Here is a 22,059-nt window from a genome sequence, read left to right on the forward strand (position 1 = left end):
CCTGATCGCATTGCCGCTGATACCGGCAATGCGGTGCAAGCATTGACTCCACCGGCAACATTATCCATCATGCGGCATACCGGCAGATGATAACGCTTATCAAAGCACCCATCCCCGGCCAATGAAGGGTATATCTTGATACAACCTGACTGGTCATACCGTGAAAACGCCAAACGCTAAAAAAACCCCTGCGCCCCAGGATCTGTACGGCGAACGCTTGCGTCACCGCAAGCATCTGTTGTCCCCGCGTTTGTATACGGTTGCCATGTATATCGATCAGCACCGCAGCGCCGTGCTGAATCAAACGGCCATTGAGATTGCGGCGGAAACTCACACCTCGGACGCATCGGTGGTGCGGGCCATCCAGGCGTTGGGCTTTTCCGGGCTGCGCGATCTGAAAAACGTGCTGACCAGCTATCTGGGGCAAGCGCTCTCCCCCGCCGCCAAGATGGCCTCCACCATCAATGCATTAAAACCCGACGTCAACGCCAGTATTGACTTTGTGCTGGAGGGTTACCGCGTGGCCTGTGAAACGCTGGCCGAAGAAAACAACCGCCGGGCGTTAGCGCAGGCGACGGCCTTGCTGCAGGGGGCGGCGCGCGTGGCGGTGTTTGGGCTGGGCGCCTCCGCCATTCTGGCGGAATACACCGCCCGGCAGTTCAACCGCAATGGCACCCCGGCCTATGTGCTCAACCGCACCGGGTTATCGTTGAATGAACAACTGATCGGCATGGCCAAGGGGGATGTGCTGATCATGATGGCGCAGCGCAGCGCCCACCGTGAAGGCATTACCACGCTAAATGAAGCCCGCCGGCTGGGCATCCCGGTGATTTTACTGACCGGCACCCACGATTCGGTGTTCGGTAAGGCCGCCGATGCGGTGATTTTCATTCCCCGCAGCGCGCAGCCGGGGAAAATGCCGGTTCATGGCACCCCGCTGGTCGGCCTAGAGATTTTGGTATTGGCGCTTACCGCCGCTTCCCCGCAGGTGCCGCTGCAAACCATGAACCGGCTTTATGAGCTGAATAACTCCATCACAAAACCCAAAAAGCCGGTGCGATAACCGCCTGCCGATCGGCAGGCGTTACCATGCGGCAAAGCATCAGAAGTCTACTGAAGCCTGCACATAGACGACCCGCGGCTCGCCCTCGATGACGCGCAGGTTGCCGGCGCTGGATTCGTAGTATTCCTTGTTAAACAGGTTGTTCACATTCAGCTTCAGCTGGGTGTGCTTGCCGATCAGAGTACTGTCCCAGGCGACAAACGCATCAGCCACGGTGTAATCCGGCATGGTGAAGCTGTTTTCCGGATCACCCGCCCGGGTGCCGACATAGCGGCCACCGCCGCCAACGCGCAGTTCACCGGGCAGCCAGTTAAAGCGCAGCGTATGGGTCAGGTACAGGCTGCCCATATTGCGTGGCGCGTTCACCAGGCGGTTGCCAACGTTATCCGGGTTAACATTGTCTTCGACGATCTCGGTTTTGTCGTAGCTGTAGTTGGCGATCACGTTCCAGTCCGGCGACAGTTCGCCATTCAGCTCAAACTCCACCCCGGTGGAGCGCGCTTTGGGAATACTGCGCGTAACGCCGTTGATAAAGATCGACATGTCCTTTTCATCAATACGATACAGCGCCATCGTCGCGGAAAAGGCCGGCGTCACCTGCCATTTGCCGCCAACTTCATAGGTCGTGCCCTTTTCAGTCGAAGCAACGTTGCCGTCGTCGTCGGTCTGCGTCGACGGGGTGAAAGAGCGGCTATAGCTGCCGTAAAGCGATACGTCCGGCGTCAGTTTATACACCAGGCCCAACTGCGGTAAGAAAGTATTGCCGCGATCGTTAAGGGTGGATTCCGGCGTGACGAAGCCGCTGCTGGACGTTTGGGTATAACGCTGGAAACGCCCCCCCAGCACGGCGATCCACTTATCGTTCAGGTGAATGCTGTCTTTGACGAACAGCGAACGGCTGTACAGGTTGGTGCGCAGGTTACTGTTAGCGTCGTTGTAGGTGCTGTCGCCAATCACCGGCTCCTCGCCATAGACCGGATCGTACATATTGAACGAGTTCGATACCGCGCCGCGCCAGGAATAGGCTTTGTAGGTTTCGTTTTGTTCATAATCCACGCCCAGCATCAGATCGTGCTGCATCCCCCATAATTGCGGGCTGCCGCTGACGTCCCAGGAAACATACTCCGTTTGGTGGTTAAAGCCGCGGTTGGCGTCGGCCCGGCGCGAGACGATGCCGGTGGTGGTATTAATCGCCGTCGCCCGCACTTCGTTGCTGTCGTAACGCCGTTGCATCCACGCGTAGTTCAGGTGAGTTTCCCAGGTGTCATTCAGTGCCCAACTGCCGTTGATATTCAGCCGCTTGTTTTTCCCCCAGGCGTGGTTGGCGCTGTCATCCAGCCGCTGGTTATACGGTATGTTGACAGGCTTGCCGCCGATAAACGCGGTGCCGCGGTCATACGGAATATCGTATTTATATTCCACATAGCCAATATTGAAAGAGGCGCGATCGCCATACCAGCTTAGTGACGGCGCGATCAGGGTGTGTTCGTTAACGCCAAAATTGCGCCAATAGTCTTCACGTTGGCGTTCAGCAATCATCCGGAATGCGAAACCGTTGCCTAGCGGGCCGGTGACATCAACCAGGCCCGTTCCCCCACCAAAGCTGCTGGTTTGCCCGCTGATATGGGTATTCCAACTGTACTGGGGCTTTTTGCTGATCAGGTTGATCACGCCGCCGGGGTTGAGGATGCCGTACATCAGCGAGGCCGAGCCTTTCAGCACTTCGATGCGGTCAATCGAAGCGTCCATCGCCAACCCTTGGTTACTGCGAACGCCATCGATAAAAACGGAGCCGTCGGAGTTGGCACCAAAACCACGTTTGACAAAACCGTCTTCTATGCCGCCCAGGGTATTGCCCTGCGCAATGCCACTGACAAACTTAATGGCATCATTAACCTTTTTAACCTGGTAATCCTTGATCACCTGCGGTGTGACCACGCTGATCGACTGCGGCGTTTCATTACGTGGCGCCGCCGTGCGGCTGCCCGTCGTGCTGCTGTCGCTGCTATAGCTACGGTTGGCATCCGCAGTGCCGCCGGCGGCGGTAACGGTGAGCGTTTCATCCGTGGCATGGGCGCCACTACAAATAGCCATTACGCTCAACGCGAGCAATTTTTTACGCAACACAGGGGAAACAGGCAGAGCAGAAGACAAAAAACAACGGTTAATCATCATGTTATCTCAAAATACGGGATGAGTTCCGTTGATTATAATAGTAATGAATGTAGTAATGCTTATCAAAAGCATTACTACATTACAGCACCCGTGGTGATATGCCAGGCAGCCCAAAGCTGCCCGAGCAGTTTGATTAATGGGCGTTCTGGCCGGGCGGTGCTATGATTACCACCAAAATGACACGGAGGCGTTGCCATGAAACTCAAACTGTCGCTGGCCTTGCTGGCGTTTATCGCGACCCACGCTGCGGCTTTTCAGGCGAAAATCGCCCCCGAAAGCCAACCGACAGCGAATGGCGCCAGCGCGACGGAACAACCCTTTAACGGCTTCCACCTGATGGCGTTACAGGCGCAGCGCCCCGGCGGCCAGTGTGCCGCCGCATCAATCAATGGCTGCGGCTGCCCCTTCTGCACCCAATTGCGCAACATCGGCCGCTAGGCCTTGAGCCTGGCTACCGTGCTGGGCCAGGGATCGGCAAACTGGCCGCCCGCCGCCCACCAGTCGATCTCTTCCGGCGTGAGAAAGCATTGCCGCAGGGCGGCGGCGAACGGTTCAACCTGATCGTGCCGGCCGATGACCGTCAGGCTGCAGCGCCTGTCGCCAAAGCGCCCCGGCATGCTCGCCAACTGTTGCTGCAAGATCCGCCGTTCGTCGGCGTTCAACCGGCCATCCTGATGGGCCAGCACGCCCGCCTTCCAATAGCTGATGAACTCCAGGCTGATGCGCCCGGCGGCCTGGTTCCACAGCAGCGCCAGATCGTCCCGGCTTGGCAACCAGAAAAACCCTTTGCTGCGGTGAATACCGGCCCCGAGGTATTGATGATAGGTATCCCACAGGCGCTGGGGATGAAACGGGCGATCGTCTTCAATCACCCGTGATGCGAGAGTAAAGGTTTCGTTCTCGACCTGCTGTTCCAACTCGTCCACCAGCCTGGCCACACGATAAAAATCGTAATCCGGCATGGCCAGCACATCGTCCAGCTTCAGGTTACCCCAGCGGGTCGCGACGACCGCCACGCCGGGGTTTATCGGGTGAATCGCATGGGCGACCGCCAGCACGCGCGCCGCCGGTAAATGATCGACTTTGGTCAGCAGCAGATGGCTGCAAAACAGGATTTGCTCCGCCAGCAGGTTCTCCATACCGCGCCGCCCCTGCGCCAAACGGGCCTGCCAACGCGGCAACAGCGCGGCGCCCGCGGCGTAGTCGTTATCCAGCATGGCGGCATCCACTAATGAGAGAAACCCTTTCAGCGCCACCCGCGGATGATCGCGCAGCCGTTTAATCAGCGGCAATGGGTGGCTGCTGCCGGAGGTTTCGAGAAAAATATGGTCAAAACGTTGGCTTGCCAGCAGGGTCTCCAGCGCGACATCCAGCTTTTGGATGCCGCTGCGGCTGCTGATGCTGTCGGCGGCAATCGTCACAAAGTTCTGCTTGTTGGCCGAGACGATCTCGCTGTTGGCAATCAGCACGCCGTCCACGTCCAGCGTACTCATATCATTGACAATTACGCCGATCGCCAACTTCCGTTGGTTGGCCTGGGCCAGCAGGCTTTTCAGCAGCGTGGTTTTCCCCGCGCCGAGAAAGCCGTTCAGTATGGTTAACGCGGTTCGCGCCATGCCTCCTCCGCCCACAGTAGCTATTTGCGGTAATGTGCTTCTTTGTTTTCCTGCCGGGTTTTCGCATCGATACTCAGCTCGGCGGTAGGCCGCAGCAGCAGGCGGCGCAGGCCGATAGGTTCGCCGGTTTCCTGGCAGTAGCCGTACTCACCGGCCCTGATGCGTTGCAGGGCCGCATCCAGTTTGGGCAGCAACCGGCTTTCACGGTCGATTTGCCGGAACAGGAAACGCAGTTCCTCTTCCCGGGCAGCCTGCTCGCCTTCATCGCCCTTTGGTTCGCCGGGCTGAAGCCCGGCCTTCAGTTCATCAATGTGCTGTAATAATGCAGCGCGTTCGGCCAATAATCGCTGGTGGAAAAACGCCCGTTGCCGGGCGTTCATATAGTCTTCCGCGGGCATGGCCATGATGAGGTCTTCTTCTTTTGTTGCGGTTTTTGGCATACCACGTTCCTGGTTGGCTTGGCTTTAACGAATTACGTTATAACATAACAAAACCAAAATACCAGAGCAGGAAAATAACCGGGCTACGGGCCAGCCGATTTCCACCATCGGCCCGGCGCGTAAGATGTGCCTTATTCCCAGGCGGCGCTGTGAAAGTCGATTTCCCAACGCAGCACATTGCCGTACAAGCTCGAAAGCCGCTGCTTTTCCCCTTCATCCAGCGCCTGCGCACAGGTATCCAGTTCGGCTTTCAACCTGTTAGCCTGCTGGAAAAACGTGGCCGCAGCGTGCATCTCCACCCACTGGCGCAGATCGTCATCTTGCTGGGGGCGCTGCGCCGCACGTGCGCACCAGTGGTAATACATCCATTCGGCGCCAAACATCAGGGTGATGATGTCCGGGTAACCCCCTTGCCGCGCGGCGTGCAGCATCCCCTGTTGGAAATGCTGCACGCCGGCCGGGGCCGGCAGATAGCTCGCCCGGTTGATGCGCCGTTTCGCCAGCACCGTTTCAAACCAGCTGATTTGCGTATCCACCAACTCATTTAGCCCGCCGATAAGCCAGCGCTGGCGCGCCGTATCCGGCGCATGGCTTACCCCCAAAGCCAAAATAGCCACGGCGGTGGCAACGAAATCGCCTTCATAGACCAGGTAACGGTTAAACACCGCCGCCGGTAGATCGTCGTTTTCAATCGCGCGCACAAAACGGTGCTGCTGCATGGCCTGCCACCCCGTTTGGTGTTCGTGCAACAGACGTTCGCTGAATGATGCCATCATGCCTCCAACGCCGTTTTCGCCACGGACATAAAGTGTTTAACCCGCGCCGGATCCACCGGGTTCCACCACACCCCGTCCTGTTTCAGCGCGCTGGCGACGATCACCCCCTGGGTACGGCCCAGGATCTCAACCACGTTGCCAGGGGTCACGCCCGAGCCCACCAGCAAAGGCAAGGACGTCGCACTGCGTATGTCGTCTATTTCACTTAGCGTGGCGCTGTCGCCGGTGCGCTGCCCGGTGGCGATCACCGCGTCCGCGTCAAAGAACTCAACGTCACGGGTTAATTCCGCAATGGTGCGATCGGCGACGATCGCATGGCTGCCGTGTTTAACATGGCTGTCGGCAAAAACCCGGATGTGCTCGGCTCGCAGTTGGCTGCGGTAGCGCAGGGCTTTGGCCGCCGCGCCTTCAATAAACCCTTCGTTGGCGATGTAGGCATTGGCCCATTGATTAACGCGAATAAAATCCGCGCCGCCGGCCAGCGCTGTCGCCAGCGCGGGAACAGCGGCATTGGCCAAAACATTAATCCCCAGCGGCACCTGAAACCGGCGGCGGATATTATCGGTAATCACCGCCATCAACGCCGCGGTTTCCGGGCCGATATCCTCGGGTTTAGAAAATGGAATATCGCCATGATTTTCTATAATCAAACCGTGAACACCGCCGGAAAGATAATTTTCAGCATCATATAAAGCGCGGTCTGTAATATCACCCACTGTTTTACCACGGTATTTTGGCGCACCCGGAAAAGGCGCGCAGTGAATAACGCCAATCACCACTTTACTCCGGGAAAAAATATCTTGAATAGCGCTGGTTTTTTCTGCTGATATAGAACCCATCATTGACCTCTTATTAAAAGGAAATGGCTATGCATATCTATGTTGCCGGTAATATTACCGTGGATGAAACCTGGCAATGTGAAACATTGCCCACCAAAGGTGAATCCCTTCTGGGTAAAAAGATCTCGCAGGATATCGGCGGCAAAGGAGCAAACCAGGCCATTATTTTATCCCGCTGCGGGCTACCGGTCACTTTAATTGCCGGGCATGGCGACGATCATTACGGGCAATGGATAACAGAAAACCTCCGTAATGACACGCTGGAATTTTACCCGCCCACCCCATTAGCCACACATTCCGATACCTCCATTATTTTTACTACCGCCGATGGCGATAATGCGATCATGACCAGCAGCGAAGCCGCCGAGCGGCTGGCGACGGAAATGATCCTCCAAGCGTTGGGCCAGGCCCAACCGGGGGACGTGCTGTTGCAACAGGGGAATTTCTCCGTCGCAAAAACCCGTGCGCTGTTCACCTTTGCCCGCCAGCGAAAAATGCTGACGGTATTTAACCCCTCGCCGGTGCAGCCCGGCTTTGCCGCCTTGTGGCCGCTGGTGGACATCGCCGTGCTTAACGAGCACGAAGCCCGCCTGCTAGCACCCGATCCGGCCACAACCCAGGTGGTGATCACCCAAGGCCCGCAGGGCGCGGTGCTTTATCACCAGCAGCAGCGCACGCACGTGCCCGCCTGCCCCGCCGCCGCCGTCGACACCACCGGCGCTGGCGATACCTTCCTGGCAGTGATGCTGGCCTCTGCCTTGTTGCGCGGCGGCCTGCCCGACAGGCTAGCGCTGCTGCACGCCAGCCGTGCCGCCGCGCTCACCATCGGCCGCCGCGGCACCTACCGGGCATTCCCCAACGGCGCCACGCTGGCGGCGCTGCTGCAAAGCGGGCAATAAGCCGGCGGATTATTTAAACAGTGAGCGGTAAGTATCCACGTTGGCTTTTGTCACCACCGTAGCCGGCACCAGAATGTTTTTTTCCACGCTTTGGCCGCTGGTTAACGCATTAAGCGCTTTCACCGCTTCACGGCCCATAGTTTCAGGATCCTGCTGCAACACGGCGGCCACGTAGCCGGCATCAATGCCGCTGATGGCGCGCGCGGTCAGATCCCAACCAAAGACCTTGATATCCCCTTGTTTACCCTGATTTTCCACCGCTGCAATCGCGCCAAGCAGCGCCGGCTCGCCGGTGGCATAGATAGCGGTAAGATCCGGGTTGCCGGTGATCAGGTTTTCCGCCGCTGTCATGGCGTCGTCCTGAATATTGCGCCCATCCACCACATTGGCGACGGAAATACCACTATGGCCTTTCAGTGTGTCTTCAAAACCTTTTTGGCGGTCATTTTGGATCGCGGAATTGAGCGCGCCGACAATACCGATGCGCGCTTTGCCGGCGCTGTTTTTATTTACATAATCGAGGAAGTAGTTACCGATAATTTTCCCGCCTTCGATGTTATCCACGCCCACCTGGGAAGCCTGTGGCCCGGCAGGCAAAACGGCATCAATAGCAATGACCGGGATATTTTTCGCGGCGGCTTCTTTTACCGCAGGCATAATGCCATTAACATCAATAGCATCCACCAGGATCCCCTTCACCCCCTGCTGAATATAATTTTCGATCGCATCGTTTTGCGCTACGGGGTTATCGTTGGCATTAAAAATAACCAGGTTTTTGCCCGTGGCTTTAGCCTCTTCTTGGGCGCCTTTATTCATCAGATTAAAAAATAATGCCTGCTGGTTAATTTGCACCAGTGCGTAGGTGGGGGCGGCGGCAATCGCTTTGCCGATAAATAAAGCAGAGATAACCAGTGCGCTGGTAATAAGCCGTTTATTTCCGGTGTTGAATAACATGATAAATGCCCTCGATAAAAGTTGATTCCCCCGGCCGCACGGCAGCAGCGGGATGTTTTTTAGCGGGCAAATAGCGGAGCGCAGCGCCAAAAAAGGCGCGGAGGCAACAAAACAAAGCGGCTTTTCCTCTGGCACTCCGTTGGCAGTGAGGGAAAGCGAAAGCCGGCACGGCTTCGGGAACAGGTTAATAAAATTCTCTGTTTAACGCCTATTGTCAAGTAATAATTTTCTTACCGCCCGCCGCTGCCCACGGGGCGACAAAAAGCTGTATGCCAGCGGGTTTTTTATGTTACTGGTAATATCCGGTAGCCACCGATGACGCAGTCTGGTCCTTTCATACTTCACGTTGCAGATGCGTTGCCGCCCTTATGCAACTCGAATTATTTTGGGTATATGATTAAAAAACGGGTTTTACTTGCCGACGTCGCGAACCTGGCCGGGCTTTCCAAGGCCACCGTATCGCGCTATCTCAACAACAGCCTTGTCCTGCCGCAGCAAACTGCAGCGCGGATAGAGGCGGCTATCCATCAACTGGATTATCGCGGCAACAGCCTGGCGCGGCGCCTAAGCAAAGGAGGCAGCGAAACCCTGGGGCTGGTGCTGCCGGACATCACTAACCCGTTTTTCGCCGAACTGGCGGACGCCGCGGAAGAAGCCGCATCGGCGCAGGGCTACAGCCTGGTGCTGTGCGTCACGCGTAACGATCCGGAAAAAGAGCGCCAGTTTATCCGCTGGCTGGATACCTGCCAGGTGGACGGCCTGCTGTTCACCACCAACCGCCCGGACGACGGGCTGCTACGCCGCGAGATCCAACGCCACTCGCGCATTGTTCTGCTGGACGAAGACATCCCCGGCAGCCGCGCCCCGAAAGTGTTTGCCGATAACCAACAGGGCGGGCGGATCGCCACCGAGCAGTTGATTGCCGCCGGCCACCGGCGCATCGCCTTCGTCGGCGGGCCGGACGCGCTGATGAGCGTGCGTGAACGCTATCAGGGGTTTTGCGAGGCGCTAGAACAGGCTGGCCTGCAGTGCCCACCGGAGTGGGTGATGCATGGCGAATACCAGCGCACCTACGGCACCGATGCCCTGAATATCCTGTTCAGCGCATGGGAAAAACCCACCGCCATCTTCGCCGCCAGCGATTATCTGGTGCTCGGTATCCTAGACGGGCTGCGCGCGCGCAACCTGCGGGCGCCGGAAGCGCTCTCCGTGGTCGGCTTTGATGACGCCAGCTACGCAGACTTTACCCAACCGCGAATCTCGACCATCCGCCAGCCGGCTCACCAGATGGGCCACACCGCCGTCACGCTGATGCTGCGTTTGCTGCATGGCGAAACGGTGCCCGAACTGACGCGCCTGCCGGTGGAATGGGTCGCCCGGGATTCCATTCTTCCCCTGCCCGCCGCGCGCTAAAATAGCGCAAATATTGCACGCTTTTAGCGCAACCGCATCGCCCCGTTACCTGGCCTTCCCTGTACTTAGTAAACCGGTTTACTCACCTACCCAATTTTTATTGAATGATTATCATGCCGTTAGCGGTTTCTGCACGCCTCTTTGCCCGATTTGGCATGCTTGCTGCTTTAGCCCGGTTGGCGAACAAATAGCGAACATCGCGGGAAAAGCAGTAACCGCCTTTTACGTGTCACTTTTTAGTAAACCGGTTTACATGATGTGGATCGGTCACGTGGCACCCGGCGGCACCGGCACAGCAGCATCCACCGTCAACAGACCTTGGGAGTACTGGCATGCAACAACAGTCAATCCCCGCCCGCGTCGAAATGGTGAACATCACCAAGACGTACGGCTCGATACGCTCCTTACGCGGCGTTAACCTGCGTCTGGCCCCCGGTGAAGTGCTGGGGCTGGTGGGTGACAACGGCGCCGGTAAATCAACGTTAACCAAAATACTGTCCGGCGCGGTGGTGCCGACCAGCGGCAGTATCCGGATCGACGGCGCCGAGCAGCAGTTTCTCTCGCCGGCGGACGCCCGCCGCTGCCATATCGAAATGGTGTATCAGGATCTTTCGCTGTGCGACACCGTGGACGTGGCCGGCAACCTGTTCATGGGGCGCGAACCCACCAGGAAGATCTTCGGCGTGCCCTTTCTCGATCAGGAAAAAATGCACGCCGACGCGCGGGAAATGCTTAAAGGGCTGGGGATCTCGATTCCCGATACGCGCCTGATGGTGCGCAACCTTTCCGGCGGCCAGCGGCAGGCGATCGCCATTGCGCGCGCGGCGGCGTTTTCGCCCAAGGTGCTGATTATGGATGAACCCACCGCCGCCCTGGCGGTGGCGGAAGTCGAAGCGGTGTTGGCGCTGATCAAACGCGTCAGCGCCCGTGGCGTCAGCGTTATTTTGATCACCCACCGCCTGCAGGATCTGTTTCTGGTCTGCGATCGGATCATGGTGATGTACGAAGGCACCAATACCGCAGATCGCAATGTCGCAGACACCGATCTGGGGGAGATCGTCAATCTTATCGTGGGCGATAAATTCACTGCCCATTCGGCTCGCGCCCATTAAGGGAATCAACGATGAGTATGATTAATATGACCAGCCCGCGCATGCGCCAACATTCATTGCCCAAGCGAATATTGTATAACCACTCCGGCGTAGTCAGCATCGCGTTGTTTTTTATCTTCTGCTGCGTGGTGTTTTCGCTGATCACCAGTAATTTCCCAACCGGGAACAACTGGCTGAATATCATTCGGCAAACCGCGCCGCTGCTGATTGTCGCCAGCGCCATGACCTTCGTCATTACCACCGGCGGGATCGATCTTTCCGTCGGTTCCACGCTGGCGCTGGTAGGCGCCCTGTCGGCCATCGCCCTGAATCAGTGGGGGCTGCCCTGGCCGGTGGTGCTGATCGGCGGGCTGTTGGTCGGCGCGCTGGTGGGGCTGATCAACGGCTTTTTTATCGCCTGGGAAGGCATACCGGCGTTTATCGTCACCCTGGCGACGCTGGCGGTGGTGCGCGGGATCGCATTGCTGATCACCCAGGGTTATTCCATCCCTATCCCGGCAAACAGCGCCTTTACCTTTATGGGCCGGGCCTGGGTGCTGGGTATTCCGATGCCGGCGCTGATTGGCATTGTGGTGCTGATCGTCGCTCATATCGCGCTGAACCATATGCGCTTTGGCCGTTACGTCACCGCGATCGGCGCCAACGCCGAAGGGGCGCGCCGCAGCGGCATCAACACCAAAACCGTCACCCTGCGGGTCTATATGCTCAGCGGCATGGCCGCCGCGTTGGCCGGGATGATCATCACCGCCCGCTTGGGCAGCGGCTCCTCCAACCAGGGCGAGGGCTTTGAATTACAGGTGATTGCGGCGGTGGTGCTGGGCAGCACCAGCCTGTTCGGCGGCTTTGGCACCATTATCGGCACCCTGTTGGGCGCCCTGTCCATCGCCGTGATTCAAAACGGGTTGATCCTGTCGCACATCTCACCGTTCTATACCCAGATCGCCACCGGCACCATTATTCTGCTGGCCATCTGGCTGAACACCCGCATCCTGAACCCAACGCGTTCGCCAGCAAAGGGGTAGGCCATGAAAGGATCGATTTTTCGCCACCCGGAACCGCTGCCGGTCGGCGTCGGCAGCGGTTATGTGATGACGGTGCTCGGCCCGCTGCCGGTGGCACAGATGGGCGTGACGCTGATGCATGAGCATATTTTACTGGATGCCGCCGGCAAATGGGTGCCGCCCTGCTGCTGCAGCGAACGGCACATTGCGGAAATGCCGGTGCGAATGGAAAACCTGGGCGAACTGTCCCTCAATCCGTTAATGAGCAGAGACAACTGCCAGCTGTTCGACGTCGATTTGGCCATTGAAGAGCTGATGAAGTATTGGGCGCTGGGCGGGGAAACGGTGGTGGATCCGACCAACATCGGCATCGGCCGCGATCCGAAGGCGTTGCAGCGCATTTCAAGGCTCAGCGGGCTGAATATCATCATGGGAACCGGGCTATACCTGGAGCCTTCGCACCCGCAGTGGGTCAAGGAGATCGGCGTCGACGCCCTTGCCGAAAAGCTGATTTATGATCTGGGCGGGCGGGAAGAAAAACCCGAGGTGATCGCCGGGCTGATCGGCGAGATCGGCATTTCCAGCCGCTTCACCCCGGATGAAGAAAAATCGCTGCGTGCCGCCGGGCGCGCCAATGCCGCAACCGGCGTGCCCATCGAAGTACACCTGCCGGGCTGGGAGCGCTTGGGGCATAAGGTGCTGGATATTTTGGCGGAAGAAGGCGCCGATCTGCGCCACACCGTGCTTTGCCATATGAACCCCAGCTTCGCCGATAAAGCCTACCAGCGCAGCCTGGCCGCTCGCGGGGCGTTCCTTGAGTACGACATGATCGGCATGAGCTATTATTATGCCGACGAGGCCGCCCAGTCCCCTTCCGATGAAGAAAACGCCCGCGCCATCCGCGAACTTATCGATGACGGTTTTATCCATCAGCTGTTGCTGTCGCAGGATGTCTTTTTGAAAACCATGCTCACCCGCTACGGCGGCCACGGTTATGGCTACATCCTTAAGCACTTTGTGCCGCGTTTGCGCCGCCATGGCGTCAGCGGCGAACAGTTGGAAACGCTGATGATCACCAATCCACAGCGTGTTTTTGGCGGGTAACAAGGAGAAAATAATGCAAAAGACAGTATTACTGGTCGGTGAGTCCTGGAACAGCAGCGCCACCCACGTAAAGGGCTTCGATCAGTTTTTTACCTCCACCTGGCACAGCGGCGCGGATGCCTTTCTCGACGCGCTGGCGGACAGTGACTATCAGATCACCCATATGCCGGCCCACGAAGCACAGAGCCGTTTTCCAACCACGCTGGCAGCGTTGCAGCAGTGGGACGTGATTATCCTTTCGGATATCGGCGCCAACACCCTGCTGCTTCATCCGGATACTTGGCTGAAAAGCCGCCGCACGCCGAACCGGTTGGCGCTGTTGCACGACTACGTCGCCGCGGGCGGCAACCTGATGATGATTGGCGGCTACTTCAGCTTCCAGGGCATTAACGGCGCGGCGCGTTTTCGCAATACGGCCGTTGAGAAGGTATTGCCGGTGCGTTGCCTGCCCTGGGATGACCGGGTGGAAGTGCCGGAAGGCTGTTACCCCGAGCTGGTGGCGCAGCACCCGGTGTTGGAAGGGCTGCAAGGCGAATGGCCGTGGTTGCTGGGCTATAACGAAGTGGAAATGCACCCCGAGGGACAACTGCTCGCCACGATAGCCGGCAGCGGCCACCCGCTGATCGCAGTGCGCGAGTATCAGCACGGGCGTTCGCTGGTCTGGACCAGCGATATGTCGGCCCACTGGCTGCCGGAAGAGTTCAGCGCCTGGGAAGGCTACCGCCGCCTGTGGATCAACTGCCTGAATTGGTTAACCCGCGTATGCTGATGAACGATGCCGCTCTTGCGCTGGCCAGGCAGCTATTGGGCTTTAATACCATTAATCTGCCGGGTGACGAACAGGCCTGTATGGCGTTCCTGGCCGGCTGGCTACAGGCCCGCGGCTTTGAGGTGGCACTGCATGAATTCGGCGATAAGCGCGCCAATCTGGTTGCCGTCATCCCCGGGCAACAGGCCGGGGCGCCGCTCGGCTTTACCGGGCACCTGGACACGGTGCCGTTAGGCAATCGGCCGTGGCGCTACGATCCTTTCGGCCATGATGTCGAAGACGGCAAACTGTATGGCCGCGGCGCGAGCGATATGAAAGCGGCGATTGCCGCGTTTGCCTGCGCCTGCGTGCGCCACCGCCAGCAGATCCAGGCGGGCTGCGGCGTGGTGTTGTTGCTAACGGGCGGGGAAGAAACCGGCTGCGACGGCGCCAAAGCGCTGATGCAACACGGCCCGCTGCCCGAAATCGGCGCGTTGATCGTCGGCGAGCCGACCGCCAACTACCCGGTGATCGGCCACAAGGGCGCGCTTTGGCTGCGTTGTGAAATCCAGGGCAAAACGGCGCACGGCGCCATGCCGGAATTGGGCATCAATGCCATTTATCTGGCGGCGGACGCGCTGGTGAAAATCCGGCATTTTTCCCCCGGGCCGCCCCATCCGCTGATGCGCCAACCCACGCTGAACGTCGGCAGGATCCAGGGCGGCTTGAATATCAATTCGGTTCCCGATAAGGCGGCGTTCGACGTCGACATCCGCACCGCCCCCAATCTGCAACATGAGGAAATCTGCGGCCGGCTGCACAGCCTGCTGGGAAGCGGCGTTAGCCTGTCGCCGCTGGTCGATCTGCCGGCCGTGCTGACAGAAGCCGCCACGCCCTGGATCCAAACCCTCTACCGGCTATGCCAGCCCTACCATGATGCGCCCCTGGCGCCGCGTATCGTGCCCTATTTTACCGACGCCTCGTTGCTGTTGCCGGCGCTTAACCACCCGCCCTGCGTGATTCTCGGCCCCGGCGAGCCGGCCATGGCGCACCAGACGGATGAATATTGCGAGCTGGAAAAACTCCGCCAGGCCGAAGAACTGTACGGCGACATTATTTTATCCTGGATGAATAAACAGTAACGGTGAAAAACAGCCTGCCTATATACCCAAAATAATTCGAGTTGCAGGAAGGCGGCAACGCATCTGCAGCTTGAAGTATGAAGGGTATAGCGGGTTAACGCCGCTTTGCCCATGCATGACTGTGCATGGGCTGCGGCTCTACGCGAAAAAACCAGGGAAATTAACGCCCGCCTAATAATTAATTCCGCATTGAATAACACATGATAGAAATTATCTTTATAAAAAATTCATTAAAGAGTAATCAGGTAGAATTATTGTCATTATCCTCTCACTAATTGATGAACACCATGGGTTAAGAATGAAATAATGAGTTATTTCATTTCAAAAAATAACAGCACTTTTCGTTGAGCCAAAATGAAAATAACGGCGTAGGGTCACTATTACGTTGTTTATTGAATAAGGCATGCGCTGTGGAAGAAACAATTATTGCATCACTGCTGCCCATCGTTGTGACGCTATTTCTTGGTTTTTTTGCCGGCTGGCACCATGATTTCGATTCCAAACAGGGCGCGGTGCTCAACCGCATGGTAATGCTGTATGCCTTGCCGCTAACGCTGTTTGCCGGCATGATGGGGGTGGAACGCGCAACGCTTCTGCAACAGGGCACCATGGCGTTGCTGCTGGTGATCGGTATGGTGGGCGGCTACGCCGCCGTTTTTATCGTCTCGCGCTATCTGTTCCGCGTTGCCAGTAAAGTCGCCGCCTTGCAGGCGCTGGCGATCGCCGGCCCGGCGGTGCCTTTTGTGGGCGTGCCGGTGCTGGGCTTCCTATACGGTGGGTTAAGCACCGTGCCGATAGCATTATGCAGCATCATAATGAACCTGGTTCAGGTGCCCATTACGCTGCTGATACTTTCACACGGCGCTGCAGATTCGGCCGGCGGGAATAAAACCTTTCTCGCCAATATTAAGGCGACGCTCAAAGAGCCGGTCGTGTGGTCGCCTATTTTAGCGTTTATCCTGCTGCTGTTTAACGTGCATATTCCAGGCCAAATTCGCTCATCGTTGCAATTATTGGGTAGCGCCACCGGTGGTGTGGCGCTATTTGCCTCCGGGATTATTTTATATTCCTATCACGTCAGCCTGAATCTGACGGTGGTGCTTTCCGTACTGGCGAAAAATATTCTGCTGCCGGGGCTAATCCTGCTGTGCGGGCTGGCGATGGGCGTCACCGGCAATACGCTGAATATTTCCGTGGTTACCCTGGCGATCCCAACGGCGTCCATTTGCGTCATTCTGGCGGTGCAATATCACACCGCCGAGCAGGAAATGGCATCCACATTATTTTTCAGCACCATTTGTTCGATTATCACCATGGGCGGGCTGCTCATCTATTTGCACTAAGAGCGCCACCCAACAGCGTTGTTACACGGTTATTTGGGCCTTGGCCCGTGCGCAAAGCCGCCAGGGTACACACCTTCTTTAACGGAGAGTTGAGATGAACACACCGAATAGCAAACAGAAGAATGTCGCAAAATTTATTGTCTCTTGTCTGGAAGCCGAAGGCGTTAAATACGTCTTTGGCATCCCCGGCGAGGAAAATATCAAACTGGTTCGCGCCGTCGCCGCGTCCGAACATATCCGTTTCATTCTGGTGCGCCATGAGCAAGGCGCTTCCTTTATGGCGGATATTTACGGGCGCTTAACCGGCCGGGCCGGGGTTTGCACGGCCACGTTGGGGCCGGGCGCCATCAACCTGCTGCTCGGCACCGCCGATGCGCAAACCGATTCCAGCCCGCTGGTGGCGATTTCCGCCCAGGTCGGCCTGAATCGCATCTATAAAGAGTCGCATCAGATTGTCGATCTGGTTTCCATGTTCAAACCGATCACCAAATGGGCCGATGTGGTGCTGACGCCGCATGCCGTGCCGGAAATGGTGCGCAAGGCCTTTGCGCTGGCGCAGGAGGAACGCCCCGGCGCCACCTACCTGGCGATCCCGCAGGATGTGGAAAGCGCCGTCATGCCCGCAGAGCTACGGCCATTAACGCCAACCCGCGCCACACAAACCTACCCTTCTCCGGCCTCGGTCGAAAGCGCCGTGGCGCTGTTGCGTGCCGCGCGCAACCCGGTGATTCTGGCCGGGCACGGGGTTGCCAGAACCGGCTATGCGCCGGCGCTGGAAGCCTTTGCCGAGCGTTACCACCTTCCGGTCGCCACTACCTTTATGGGCAAGGGTGTGATTAGCGATCGCAATCCTCTGGCGCTGGGGGTGATTGGGTTTATGCAGCACGACTATGAAAACTTCGCCTTTGATCAAGCGGACCTGATCTTATCCGTCGGTTATGAGCTGCAAGAGTTTGCCCCAGAGCGCATGAACCCGCACGGCGATAAAAAAATCATTCACGTTAATACGTTTTCACCAGACACCGATGCGCATTACAGCGTGGACGTCAGCATTGAAGCCGACATCGGCCTGTGCCTGGCGGCGCTGGCCGGGAAGCTGGGCGACAGCCCACTGAAAGCGCAGGGAAACGTGGCGAAGATCCGCGATTTGCTCGGCAATGAACTGAAAAAAGGCCAGGCCAGCAGCGATTACCCGCTAAAACCGCAGCGTATCGTTGCCGATATCCGTGCCGTAATGGGCGACAACGATATCGTGCTGGCGGATACCGGGGCGATAAAAATGTGGATGGCGCGTTTGTATCCCACCTATCAACCCTTGACCTGCCTGATTTCCAACGGCTTGTCCACCATGGCGTTTTCCCTACCGGGGGCAATTGGCGCCAAGCTGGCCTGCCCGGAACGCCAGGTTCTGGCGGTGATGGGGGACGGCAGCTTTATGATGAACTCGCAGGAAATCGAAACGGCGGTGCGCGAAAAGATCCCACTGACGGTGCTGATCTGGGTTGATGAAAGCTACGGCCTGATCAAATGGAAAATGGATATCGAAGAAGGCTCCCACGACAGCGTGGATTTCACCAACCCGGACTTTGTGAAATACGCCGAAAGCTTTGGCGCCAAAGGCTACCTGATTGACAGCGCGCAGGCGCTGCGCCCGACGCTGGAAAAAGCCCTGCAGGAAAACGGCGTCTCGGTGATCGCCTGCCCGGTCGATTACAGCGAAAACATGAACCTGATTAACACCCTGGGCCAGCTTAGCATCGCCCTGTAAGCCCTGCCGCGCCCCTGTCAGACACCGGCAGGGGCGCAGCCGGGTTCAGCCGCCCACCGGCAGGATTTGCCGTTCGGCGCCCAGCAGCCACAGCGCCGCAAGATTATAGGCGGCGCTTTCCAGCAAACTGTTTGCCTCACGCAGCGCCTGCTCATAGGCGATCACCCCAGGCACCAGCGAAAACGCCGCCGTTAACCCCAACGTATACAACTGTTCATAGCCGGCGCCCAGACTGCCGGCCAGCACCACGCACGGGCAACCTTGCGCCGCCGCCCGGCGCATTATCCCCGCCGGCGCCTTGCCGTTGGCGGTTTGCGCGTCAATGCGCCCTTCCCCGGTGATCACCAGATCGGCGCCCTGCAGCTGATTATCAAAATCCAACGCATCCAGGATCACCTCGATCCCCGGCCGCATATGCGCGCCCAACACCGCAATCAGGGCGGCGCCCAGCCCACCGGCGGCGCCCGCGCCTGGATAATCGGCAATACGCTGGCCGGTTTGCGCGCTGATGACAGCGGCAACATGCTGCAAATTCGCCTCCAACTGCGCCAGCATGGCCGGCGTGGCCCCTTTTTGCGGCGCGAAAACCGCCGTTGCGCCGCGCGGCCCCACCAGAGGGTTGGTCACATCGCAGGCCACCTGGAGCGCCACGTTGCGCAGGCGCGGATCCAGCCCGCGGGTGTCGATCGCCGCCAGCGCGTTTAACGCCCCGCCGCCGCGGGCGATCTCTTCACCCTGCGCATTTCGGCAACGGGCGCCCAACGCCTGTAACATGCCGATGCCGGCATCATTGGTGGCGCTGCCGCCCAACCCAATGATGATGTTGCTCACCTGATGATCCAGCGCCACGCGGATCAGTTCCCCAACGCCAAAGCTGGTGGCCAGCAGCGGGTTACGGCTTTCCGGCGCCACCCATTGCAGGCCGCAGGCGGCGGCCACTTCGATCACTGCCGTCTGCCGATCGCCCAACAGGCCAATAAATCCGGCCACCGGTTCCCCCAGCGGCCCGGTGACCGGCACCGGCACTTTCCGGCCGCCAGTGGCCGCCAACAGCGCATCGACGGTGCCTTCGCCGCCATCCGCCACGGGCAGCTTCACCGTTTCCACCCCCGGGATTGCCCGTTGCACTCCGCGCGCGATCGCCTCTGCCACAGCACTGGCGCCAAGGCTTTCTTTAAAAGAGTCTGGTGCAATAATCACTTTCATCGGCCCGCCCTCCCTGTGCGTCAGAAACGTGGCACCAGCATACCGCCGTCGGCGCTAATGGTGTGCCCGGTCAGGTAAGGCATGCCGCCGCTGGCCAGGGTTTTAACGATCGTGCCGATCTGGCCTGGGGTGCCCAGCGCGGGGAGCAACGTCAGCCCGGCATCAACCCGCTGCTGGTAGCTTGCCAGCGACGGCTGCGTCATTTCCGTCACGATCAGGCCGGGCTGGATATCAAATACCTGCACCCCGGCCTCGGCCAACCGCCCGGCAAACAGTTTTGCCACCATGGCGGCGCCCGCCTTGGAAACACAGTATTCGCCGCGGTTGATTGAGGCCGCCACCGCATTTGACGAGGAGACAACGATCAGACTGTAGTGCAGATGCGCCGCGAGCGGGCCCGCCAGCAAGCGCCTGGCGAACGCCTGGCAAAAGAAAAACGCCGCTCGCGTGTTAACCGCCTGGCAGCGATCGTAGCTTTCCGGCGTAACCTCAAGCAGATCACCGCGCTGCAACACCGAAACCCCGGCGTTATTCACAAAAGTGGTTAGCGGCCCCAACGCGGCCTCCGCCCGTTCGAGCATCGCGGCATGCTGGCTGATATCCGCCACGTTCCCCGGCACCGCCATCGCTTGCACGCCGCAGCCGGCCAGGCGCGCAACCGCGGCGCGCAGCTCATCGGAATCCTGATAGTCATTCAGCGCAATGTGGAAACCGGCCTGCGCCAACTGCCAGGCAATTTCAAAACCGATACCGCGGCCGCCGCCGGTAATAAAGGCCACCTGTTGAGTCTGTTGTTCCATCACTGTTACCTAAATGTTTGATAAAAGTGCCAGGAAGCATAGCGCCAATATCGCCATTTTGTAAATATATAGTTACTTACTTATCTTGTTTAGGATCCTTATTGCAGGGATATGAAACTGTTAGCGTTGATTCGCCGATGTTTTGTGATTGATATCCCAAACACAGGTAAAACCCGGCGCCACCAAGCCGATAATAAAAATCATTAAAATCATAAAACTAGCTTATTTCCCCAGCGACCAAAGAGGGAAAAACGCGCTATGCCATCCGCTATAAAAAATCCCACTAACCATTTTTAAAACAGCGAGTTAACTAAAAAACAAATCACGATTCAGGCAGGAATAAACACCGCCGCCGGGGAGAATTGCCATTTGATCACCTGGGTGTTATATCATCACTTGTAAGTAATTAGTTACTTACATGTAAATAAAAAAACACCCTACCCACTGTACCCGAAGGCTTCACCACAACAGGAACCAACGCCATGTCATTTATTAAAAATTTCATCGAAAAAAGCGTGGTTAGTCGCCGTGAATTTATTCTGAAAAGCGCGCTCGGCCTGGGGAGCGTAGCCGCATTACCGCTGAGCGCGCCGTTGTCGAAAGCCTTTGCTGCCGGCACGCAACAATTCACCCTCGCCTGGGGCTACCGCGATCCCGACAACGACTACTGGAATGCGATTGCCGCCGGCGGGCGCGCCTATGCCCAAAGCCAGAACGCCGATATGGTCAGCCTGATCAACGGCGGGAACAATGAAAAAGTGCTTTCGGATGTCAAAGCGCTGCTGGCCAAAACCCAGGGGAAACTGGCGCTGGCCGCCGACGCCAACGATGCCCCCAACGCCCGCGCGGTGGTGACGGCCTGCCAGGAGCGCGGCGCTTTCATCAGTACCATTTGGAACAAAACCGACGATCTGCACCCCTGGGACTTCGGCGATAACTATGTGTGCCACATTAGCTGGTCGGATTACGAACCGGCGCAACAGTGCGCCCAGATCCTGTTTGAAGCGATGGGCAACAGCGGCGGTATTGTCGGGCTGGGCGGCATCGCCTCCAACATTCCGGCCATTGAGCGCAAGGCCGGGCTGATGCAAAAATTGAAGGAACACCCGGAGATCAAACTGCTCGATTGGCAGGATGCCGACTGGAGCACCTCCAAGGCCAATGACATGATGGCCACCATGCTGACCCGCTTTGGCGACGACATTAAAGGCATTTTCTCCGCCAACGACAGCATGACCCTCGGGATTATCGAAGCGCTGCGCGCCGAAGGCCTGGCCGGGCAGATCCCGATTGTGTCCTACGACGGCACCCCCGACGTAGTCAAGCTGTGCATCGCAGGCGAGGTGCTGTGTACCGTCAGCACCAGCCCTTACTGGGCCGGCGGCATCGCGCTGTCGTTGGCGCACCATGCCGCTATCGGCAGTTTTAAACCTTCGGCGGAACCCCACGAACACCGCGAATTTTATGGCCCCACGGTGTTGATTACCAAAAATGACGCTCAACAGTGGTACAAGGAAAATATCGACAACACCCCAACCGTTGACTGGAATAATTATTGGGCGCAGTCAGAAGGACAAATTAAATATCGCAACTTATAAACCGTTGCCACACGCCAAGGATCAATCGCTACTTGTTAATAATACCTTTATAAAAGGTGGAA

At 58.0% G+C, this 22,059-nt stretch carries 20 protein-coding genes; 12 read left to right on the forward strand and 8 right to left on the reverse strand.

Going from position 1 to position 22,059, the window contains the following annotated elements; all coding sequences use genetic code 11:
* The first annotated feature begins 160 nt into the window (after positions 1 to 160).
* On the forward strand, positions 161 to 1,063 hold the full coding sequence (locus ACN28Q_RS03330) for a MurR/RpiR family transcriptional regulator (RefSeq protein WP_230469406.1): 903 nt from the start codon (positions 161 to 163) through the stop codon (positions 1,061 to 1,063).
* Between the two features lie 39 nt (positions 1,064 to 1,102).
* Here ACN28Q_RS03330 and ACN28Q_RS03335 read toward each other — a convergent pair whose 3' ends face one another.
* Positions 1,103 to 3,157, reverse strand: a complete 2,055-nt coding sequence (locus ACN28Q_RS03335) for a TonB-dependent siderophore receptor (protein WP_230469405.1) — start codon at positions 3,155 to 3,157, stop codon at positions 1,103 to 1,105.
* Between the two features lie 276 nt (positions 3,158 to 3,433).
* Between ACN28Q_RS03335 and ACN28Q_RS03340 the strand changes: the two genes are divergently transcribed.
* Entirely contained in the window at positions 3,434 to 3,676 is a 243-nt protein-coding gene (locus ACN28Q_RS03340; protein WP_095845028.1) for a hypothetical protein, read from the forward strand.
* Here the strand turns inward: ACN28Q_RS03340 and ACN28Q_RS03345 are convergent.
* The 4 genes from ACN28Q_RS03345 to ACN28Q_RS03360 form a co-directional block, all read right to left on the reverse strand.
* Complete coding sequence (locus tag ACN28Q_RS03345; protein ID WP_095845029.1) at positions 3,673 to 4,854, reverse strand: CobW family GTP-binding protein; 1,182 nt, start codon at positions 4,852 to 4,854, stop codon at positions 3,673 to 3,675. The two genes, ACN28Q_RS03340 and ACN28Q_RS03345, sit on opposite strands and share 4 nt — an antisense overlap.
* A 20-nt stretch (positions 4,855 to 4,874) precedes the next feature.
* On the reverse strand, positions 4,875 to 5,294 hold the full coding sequence (locus tag ACN28Q_RS03350; protein ID WP_230469404.1) for a TraR/DksA C4-type zinc finger protein: 420 nt from the start codon (positions 5,292 to 5,294) through the stop codon (positions 4,875 to 4,877).
* 131 nt (positions 5,295 to 5,425) lie between these two features.
* On the reverse strand, positions 5,426 to 6,067 hold the full coding sequence (locus ACN28Q_RS03355) for a TenA family protein (protein ID WP_095848895.1): 642 nt from the start codon (positions 6,065 to 6,067) through the stop codon (positions 5,426 to 5,428).
* A complete protein-coding gene (locus tag ACN28Q_RS03360; protein ID WP_095845030.1) occupies positions 6,067 to 6,909 on the reverse strand; it encodes a BtpA/SgcQ family protein in 843 nt (280 codons plus the stop codon). Before ACN28Q_RS03360 ends, ACN28Q_RS03355 begins: the two co-directional genes overlap by 1 nt.
* A 29-nt stretch (positions 6,910 to 6,938) precedes the next feature.
* Between ACN28Q_RS03360 and ACN28Q_RS03365 the strand changes: the two genes are divergently transcribed.
* The gene (locus ACN28Q_RS03365; protein ID WP_095845031.1) at positions 6,939 to 7,808 is read left to right on the forward strand and encodes a ribokinase; all 870 of its coding nucleotides are present in this window, start codon (positions 6,939 to 6,941) and stop codon (positions 7,806 to 7,808) included.
* Between the two features lie 9 nt (positions 7,809 to 7,817).
* Here the strand turns inward: ACN28Q_RS03365 and ACN28Q_RS03370 are convergent, their stop codons facing one another.
* A complete protein-coding gene (locus ACN28Q_RS03370) occupies positions 7,818 to 8,765 on the reverse strand; it encodes an ABC transporter substrate-binding protein (protein ID WP_095848896.1) in 948 nt (315 codons plus the stop codon).
* 390 nt (positions 8,766 to 9,155) lie between these two features.
* Here ACN28Q_RS03370 and ACN28Q_RS03375 point away from each other — a divergent pair, with 390 nt between their 5' ends.
* The 8 genes from ACN28Q_RS03375 to ACN28Q_RS03410 all read left to right on the forward strand — a co-directional run bounded on the left by ACN28Q_RS03375 (position 9,156) and on the right by ACN28Q_RS03410 (position 18,393).
* Positions 9,156 to 10,175 (forward strand): LacI family DNA-binding transcriptional regulator, encoded by a 1,020-nt coding sequence (locus ACN28Q_RS03375; RefSeq protein WP_095845032.1) that lies wholly within the window; start codon positions 9,156 to 9,158, stop codon positions 10,173 to 10,175.
* 365 nt (positions 10,176 to 10,540) lie between these two features.
* Positions 10,541 to 11,287 carry an ATP-binding cassette domain-containing protein gene (locus ACN28Q_RS03380; RefSeq protein ID WP_165907023.1) on the forward strand — a complete coding sequence of 249 codons (747 nt, stop codon included), beginning with the start codon at positions 10,541 to 10,543 and terminating at the stop codon, positions 11,285 to 11,287.
* 20 nt (positions 11,288 to 11,307) lie between these two features.
* The gene (locus ACN28Q_RS03385; protein ID WP_165907024.1) at positions 11,308 to 12,309 is read left to right on the forward strand and encodes an ABC transporter permease; all 1,002 of its coding nucleotides are present in this window, start codon (positions 11,308 to 11,310) and stop codon (positions 12,307 to 12,309) included.
* Positions 12,310 to 12,312: 3 nt separating this feature from the next.
* A complete protein-coding gene (locus ACN28Q_RS03390) occupies positions 12,313 to 13,392 on the forward strand; it encodes a phosphotriesterase family protein (RefSeq protein WP_095845035.1) in 1,080 nt (359 codons plus the stop codon).
* Between the two features lie 13 nt (positions 13,393 to 13,405).
* Entirely contained in the window at positions 13,406 to 14,161 is a 756-nt protein-coding gene (locus tag ACN28Q_RS03395) for a glutamine amidotransferase (RefSeq protein WP_095845036.1), read from the forward strand.
* Positions 14,161 to 15,282 carry a M20 family metallopeptidase gene (locus tag ACN28Q_RS03400; protein WP_095848897.1) on the forward strand — a complete coding sequence of 374 codons (1,122 nt, stop codon included), beginning with the start codon at positions 14,161 to 14,163 and terminating at the stop codon, positions 15,280 to 15,282. The genes ACN28Q_RS03395 and ACN28Q_RS03400 overlap by 1 nt, the downstream gene beginning before the upstream one ends.
* A 410-nt stretch (positions 15,283 to 15,692) precedes the next feature.
* Positions 15,693 to 16,625 carry an AEC family transporter gene (locus ACN28Q_RS03405; RefSeq protein ID WP_095845037.1) on the forward strand — a complete coding sequence of 311 codons (933 nt, stop codon included), beginning with the start codon at positions 15,693 to 15,695 and terminating at the stop codon, positions 16,623 to 16,625.
* A gap of 94 nt (positions 16,626 to 16,719) precedes the next feature.
* Complete coding sequence (locus ACN28Q_RS03410; protein ID WP_095845038.1) at positions 16,720 to 18,393, forward strand: acetolactate synthase large subunit; 1,674 nt, start codon at positions 16,720 to 16,722, stop codon at positions 18,391 to 18,393.
* A gap of 45 nt (positions 18,394 to 18,438) precedes the next feature.
* Here the strand turns inward: ACN28Q_RS03410 and ACN28Q_RS03415 are convergent, their stop codons facing one another.
* Both ACN28Q_RS03415 and ACN28Q_RS03420 read right to left on the reverse strand, forming a co-directional pair.
* A complete protein-coding gene (locus ACN28Q_RS03415; protein WP_095845039.1) occupies positions 18,439 to 19,599 on the reverse strand; it encodes a glycerate kinase in 1,161 nt (386 codons plus the stop codon).
* A gap of 20 nt (positions 19,600 to 19,619) precedes the next feature.
* On the reverse strand, positions 19,620 to 20,399 hold the full coding sequence (locus tag ACN28Q_RS03420) for a 3-ketoacyl-ACP reductase (protein WP_095845040.1): 780 nt from the start codon (positions 20,397 to 20,399) through the stop codon (positions 19,620 to 19,622).
* A 482-nt stretch (positions 20,400 to 20,881) separates the two neighbouring features.
* Between ACN28Q_RS03420 and ACN28Q_RS03425 the strand changes: the two genes are divergently transcribed.
* Positions 20,882 to 21,997: a sugar ABC transporter substrate-binding protein gene (locus ACN28Q_RS03425; RefSeq protein ID WP_095845041.1), complete on the forward strand. Its 1,116-nt coding sequence runs from the start codon at positions 20,882 to 20,884 to the stop codon at positions 21,995 to 21,997.
* Positions 21,998 to 22,059 lie beyond the last annotated feature (62 nt).

Source organism: Gibbsiella quercinecans, from assembly GCF_002291425.1.
Taxonomy (GTDB): Bacteria; Pseudomonadota; Gammaproteobacteria; order Enterobacterales; family Enterobacteriaceae; genus Gibbsiella; species Gibbsiella quercinecans.

Excerpts from the sequence above, each read along its gene's own strand:
- ACN28Q_RS03415 (WP_095845039.1), bottom strand. The coding sequence starts at position 19,599 with ATGAAAGTGATTATTGCACCAGACTCTTTTAAAGAAAGCCTTGGCGCC.
- ACN28Q_RS03340 (WP_095845028.1), top strand. The coding sequence starts at position 3,434 with ATGAAACTCAAACTGTCGCTGGCCTTGCTGGCGTTTATCGCGACCCAC.
- ACN28Q_RS03365 (WP_095845031.1), top strand. The coding sequence starts at position 6,939 with ATGCATATCTATGTTGCCGGTAATATTACCGTGGATGAAACCTGGCAA.
- ACN28Q_RS03380 (WP_165907023.1), top strand. The coding sequence starts at position 10,541 with ATGGTGAACATCACCAAGACGTACGGCTCGATACGCTCCTTACGCGGC.
- ACN28Q_RS03395 (WP_095845036.1), top strand. The coding sequence starts at position 13,406 with ATGCAAAAGACAGTATTACTGGTCGGTGAGTCCTGGAACAGCAGCGCC.
- ACN28Q_RS03425 (WP_095845041.1), top strand. The coding sequence starts at position 20,882 with ATGTCATTTATTAAAAATTTCATCGAAAAAAGCGTGGTTAGTCGCCGT.
- ACN28Q_RS03420 (WP_095845040.1), bottom strand. The coding sequence starts at position 20,399 with ATGGAACAACAGACTCAACAGGTGGCCTTTATTACCGGCGGCGGCCGC.
- ACN28Q_RS03360 (WP_095845030.1), bottom strand. The coding sequence starts at position 6,909 with ATGGGTTCTATATCAGCAGAAAAAACCAGCGCTATTCAAGATATTTTT.
- ACN28Q_RS03375 (WP_095845032.1), top strand. The coding sequence starts at position 9,156 with ATGATTAAAAAACGGGTTTTACTTGCCGACGTCGCGAACCTGGCCGGG.
- ACN28Q_RS03400 (WP_095848897.1), top strand. The coding sequence starts at position 14,161 with ATGAACGATGCCGCTCTTGCGCTGGCCAGGCAGCTATTGGGCTTTAAT.
- ACN28Q_RS03355 (WP_095848895.1), bottom strand. The coding sequence starts at position 6,067 with ATGGCATCATTCAGCGAACGTCTGTTGCACGAACACCAAACGGGGTGG.
- ACN28Q_RS03390 (WP_095845035.1), top strand. The coding sequence starts at position 12,313 with ATGAAAGGATCGATTTTTCGCCACCCGGAACCGCTGCCGGTCGGCGTC.
- ACN28Q_RS03410 (WP_095845038.1), top strand. The coding sequence starts at position 16,720 with ATGAACACACCGAATAGCAAACAGAAGAATGTCGCAAAATTTATTGTC.
- ACN28Q_RS03350 (WP_230469404.1), bottom strand. The coding sequence starts at position 5,294 with ATGCCAAAAACCGCAACAAAAGAAGAAGACCTCATCATGGCCATGCCC.
- ACN28Q_RS03335 (WP_230469405.1), bottom strand. The coding sequence starts at position 3,157 with ATGGCTATTTGTAGTGGCGCCCATGCCACGGATGAAACGCTCACCGTT.
- ACN28Q_RS03345 (WP_095845029.1), bottom strand. The coding sequence starts at position 4,854 with ATGGCGCGAACCGCGTTAACCATACTGAACGGCTTTCTCGGCGCGGGG.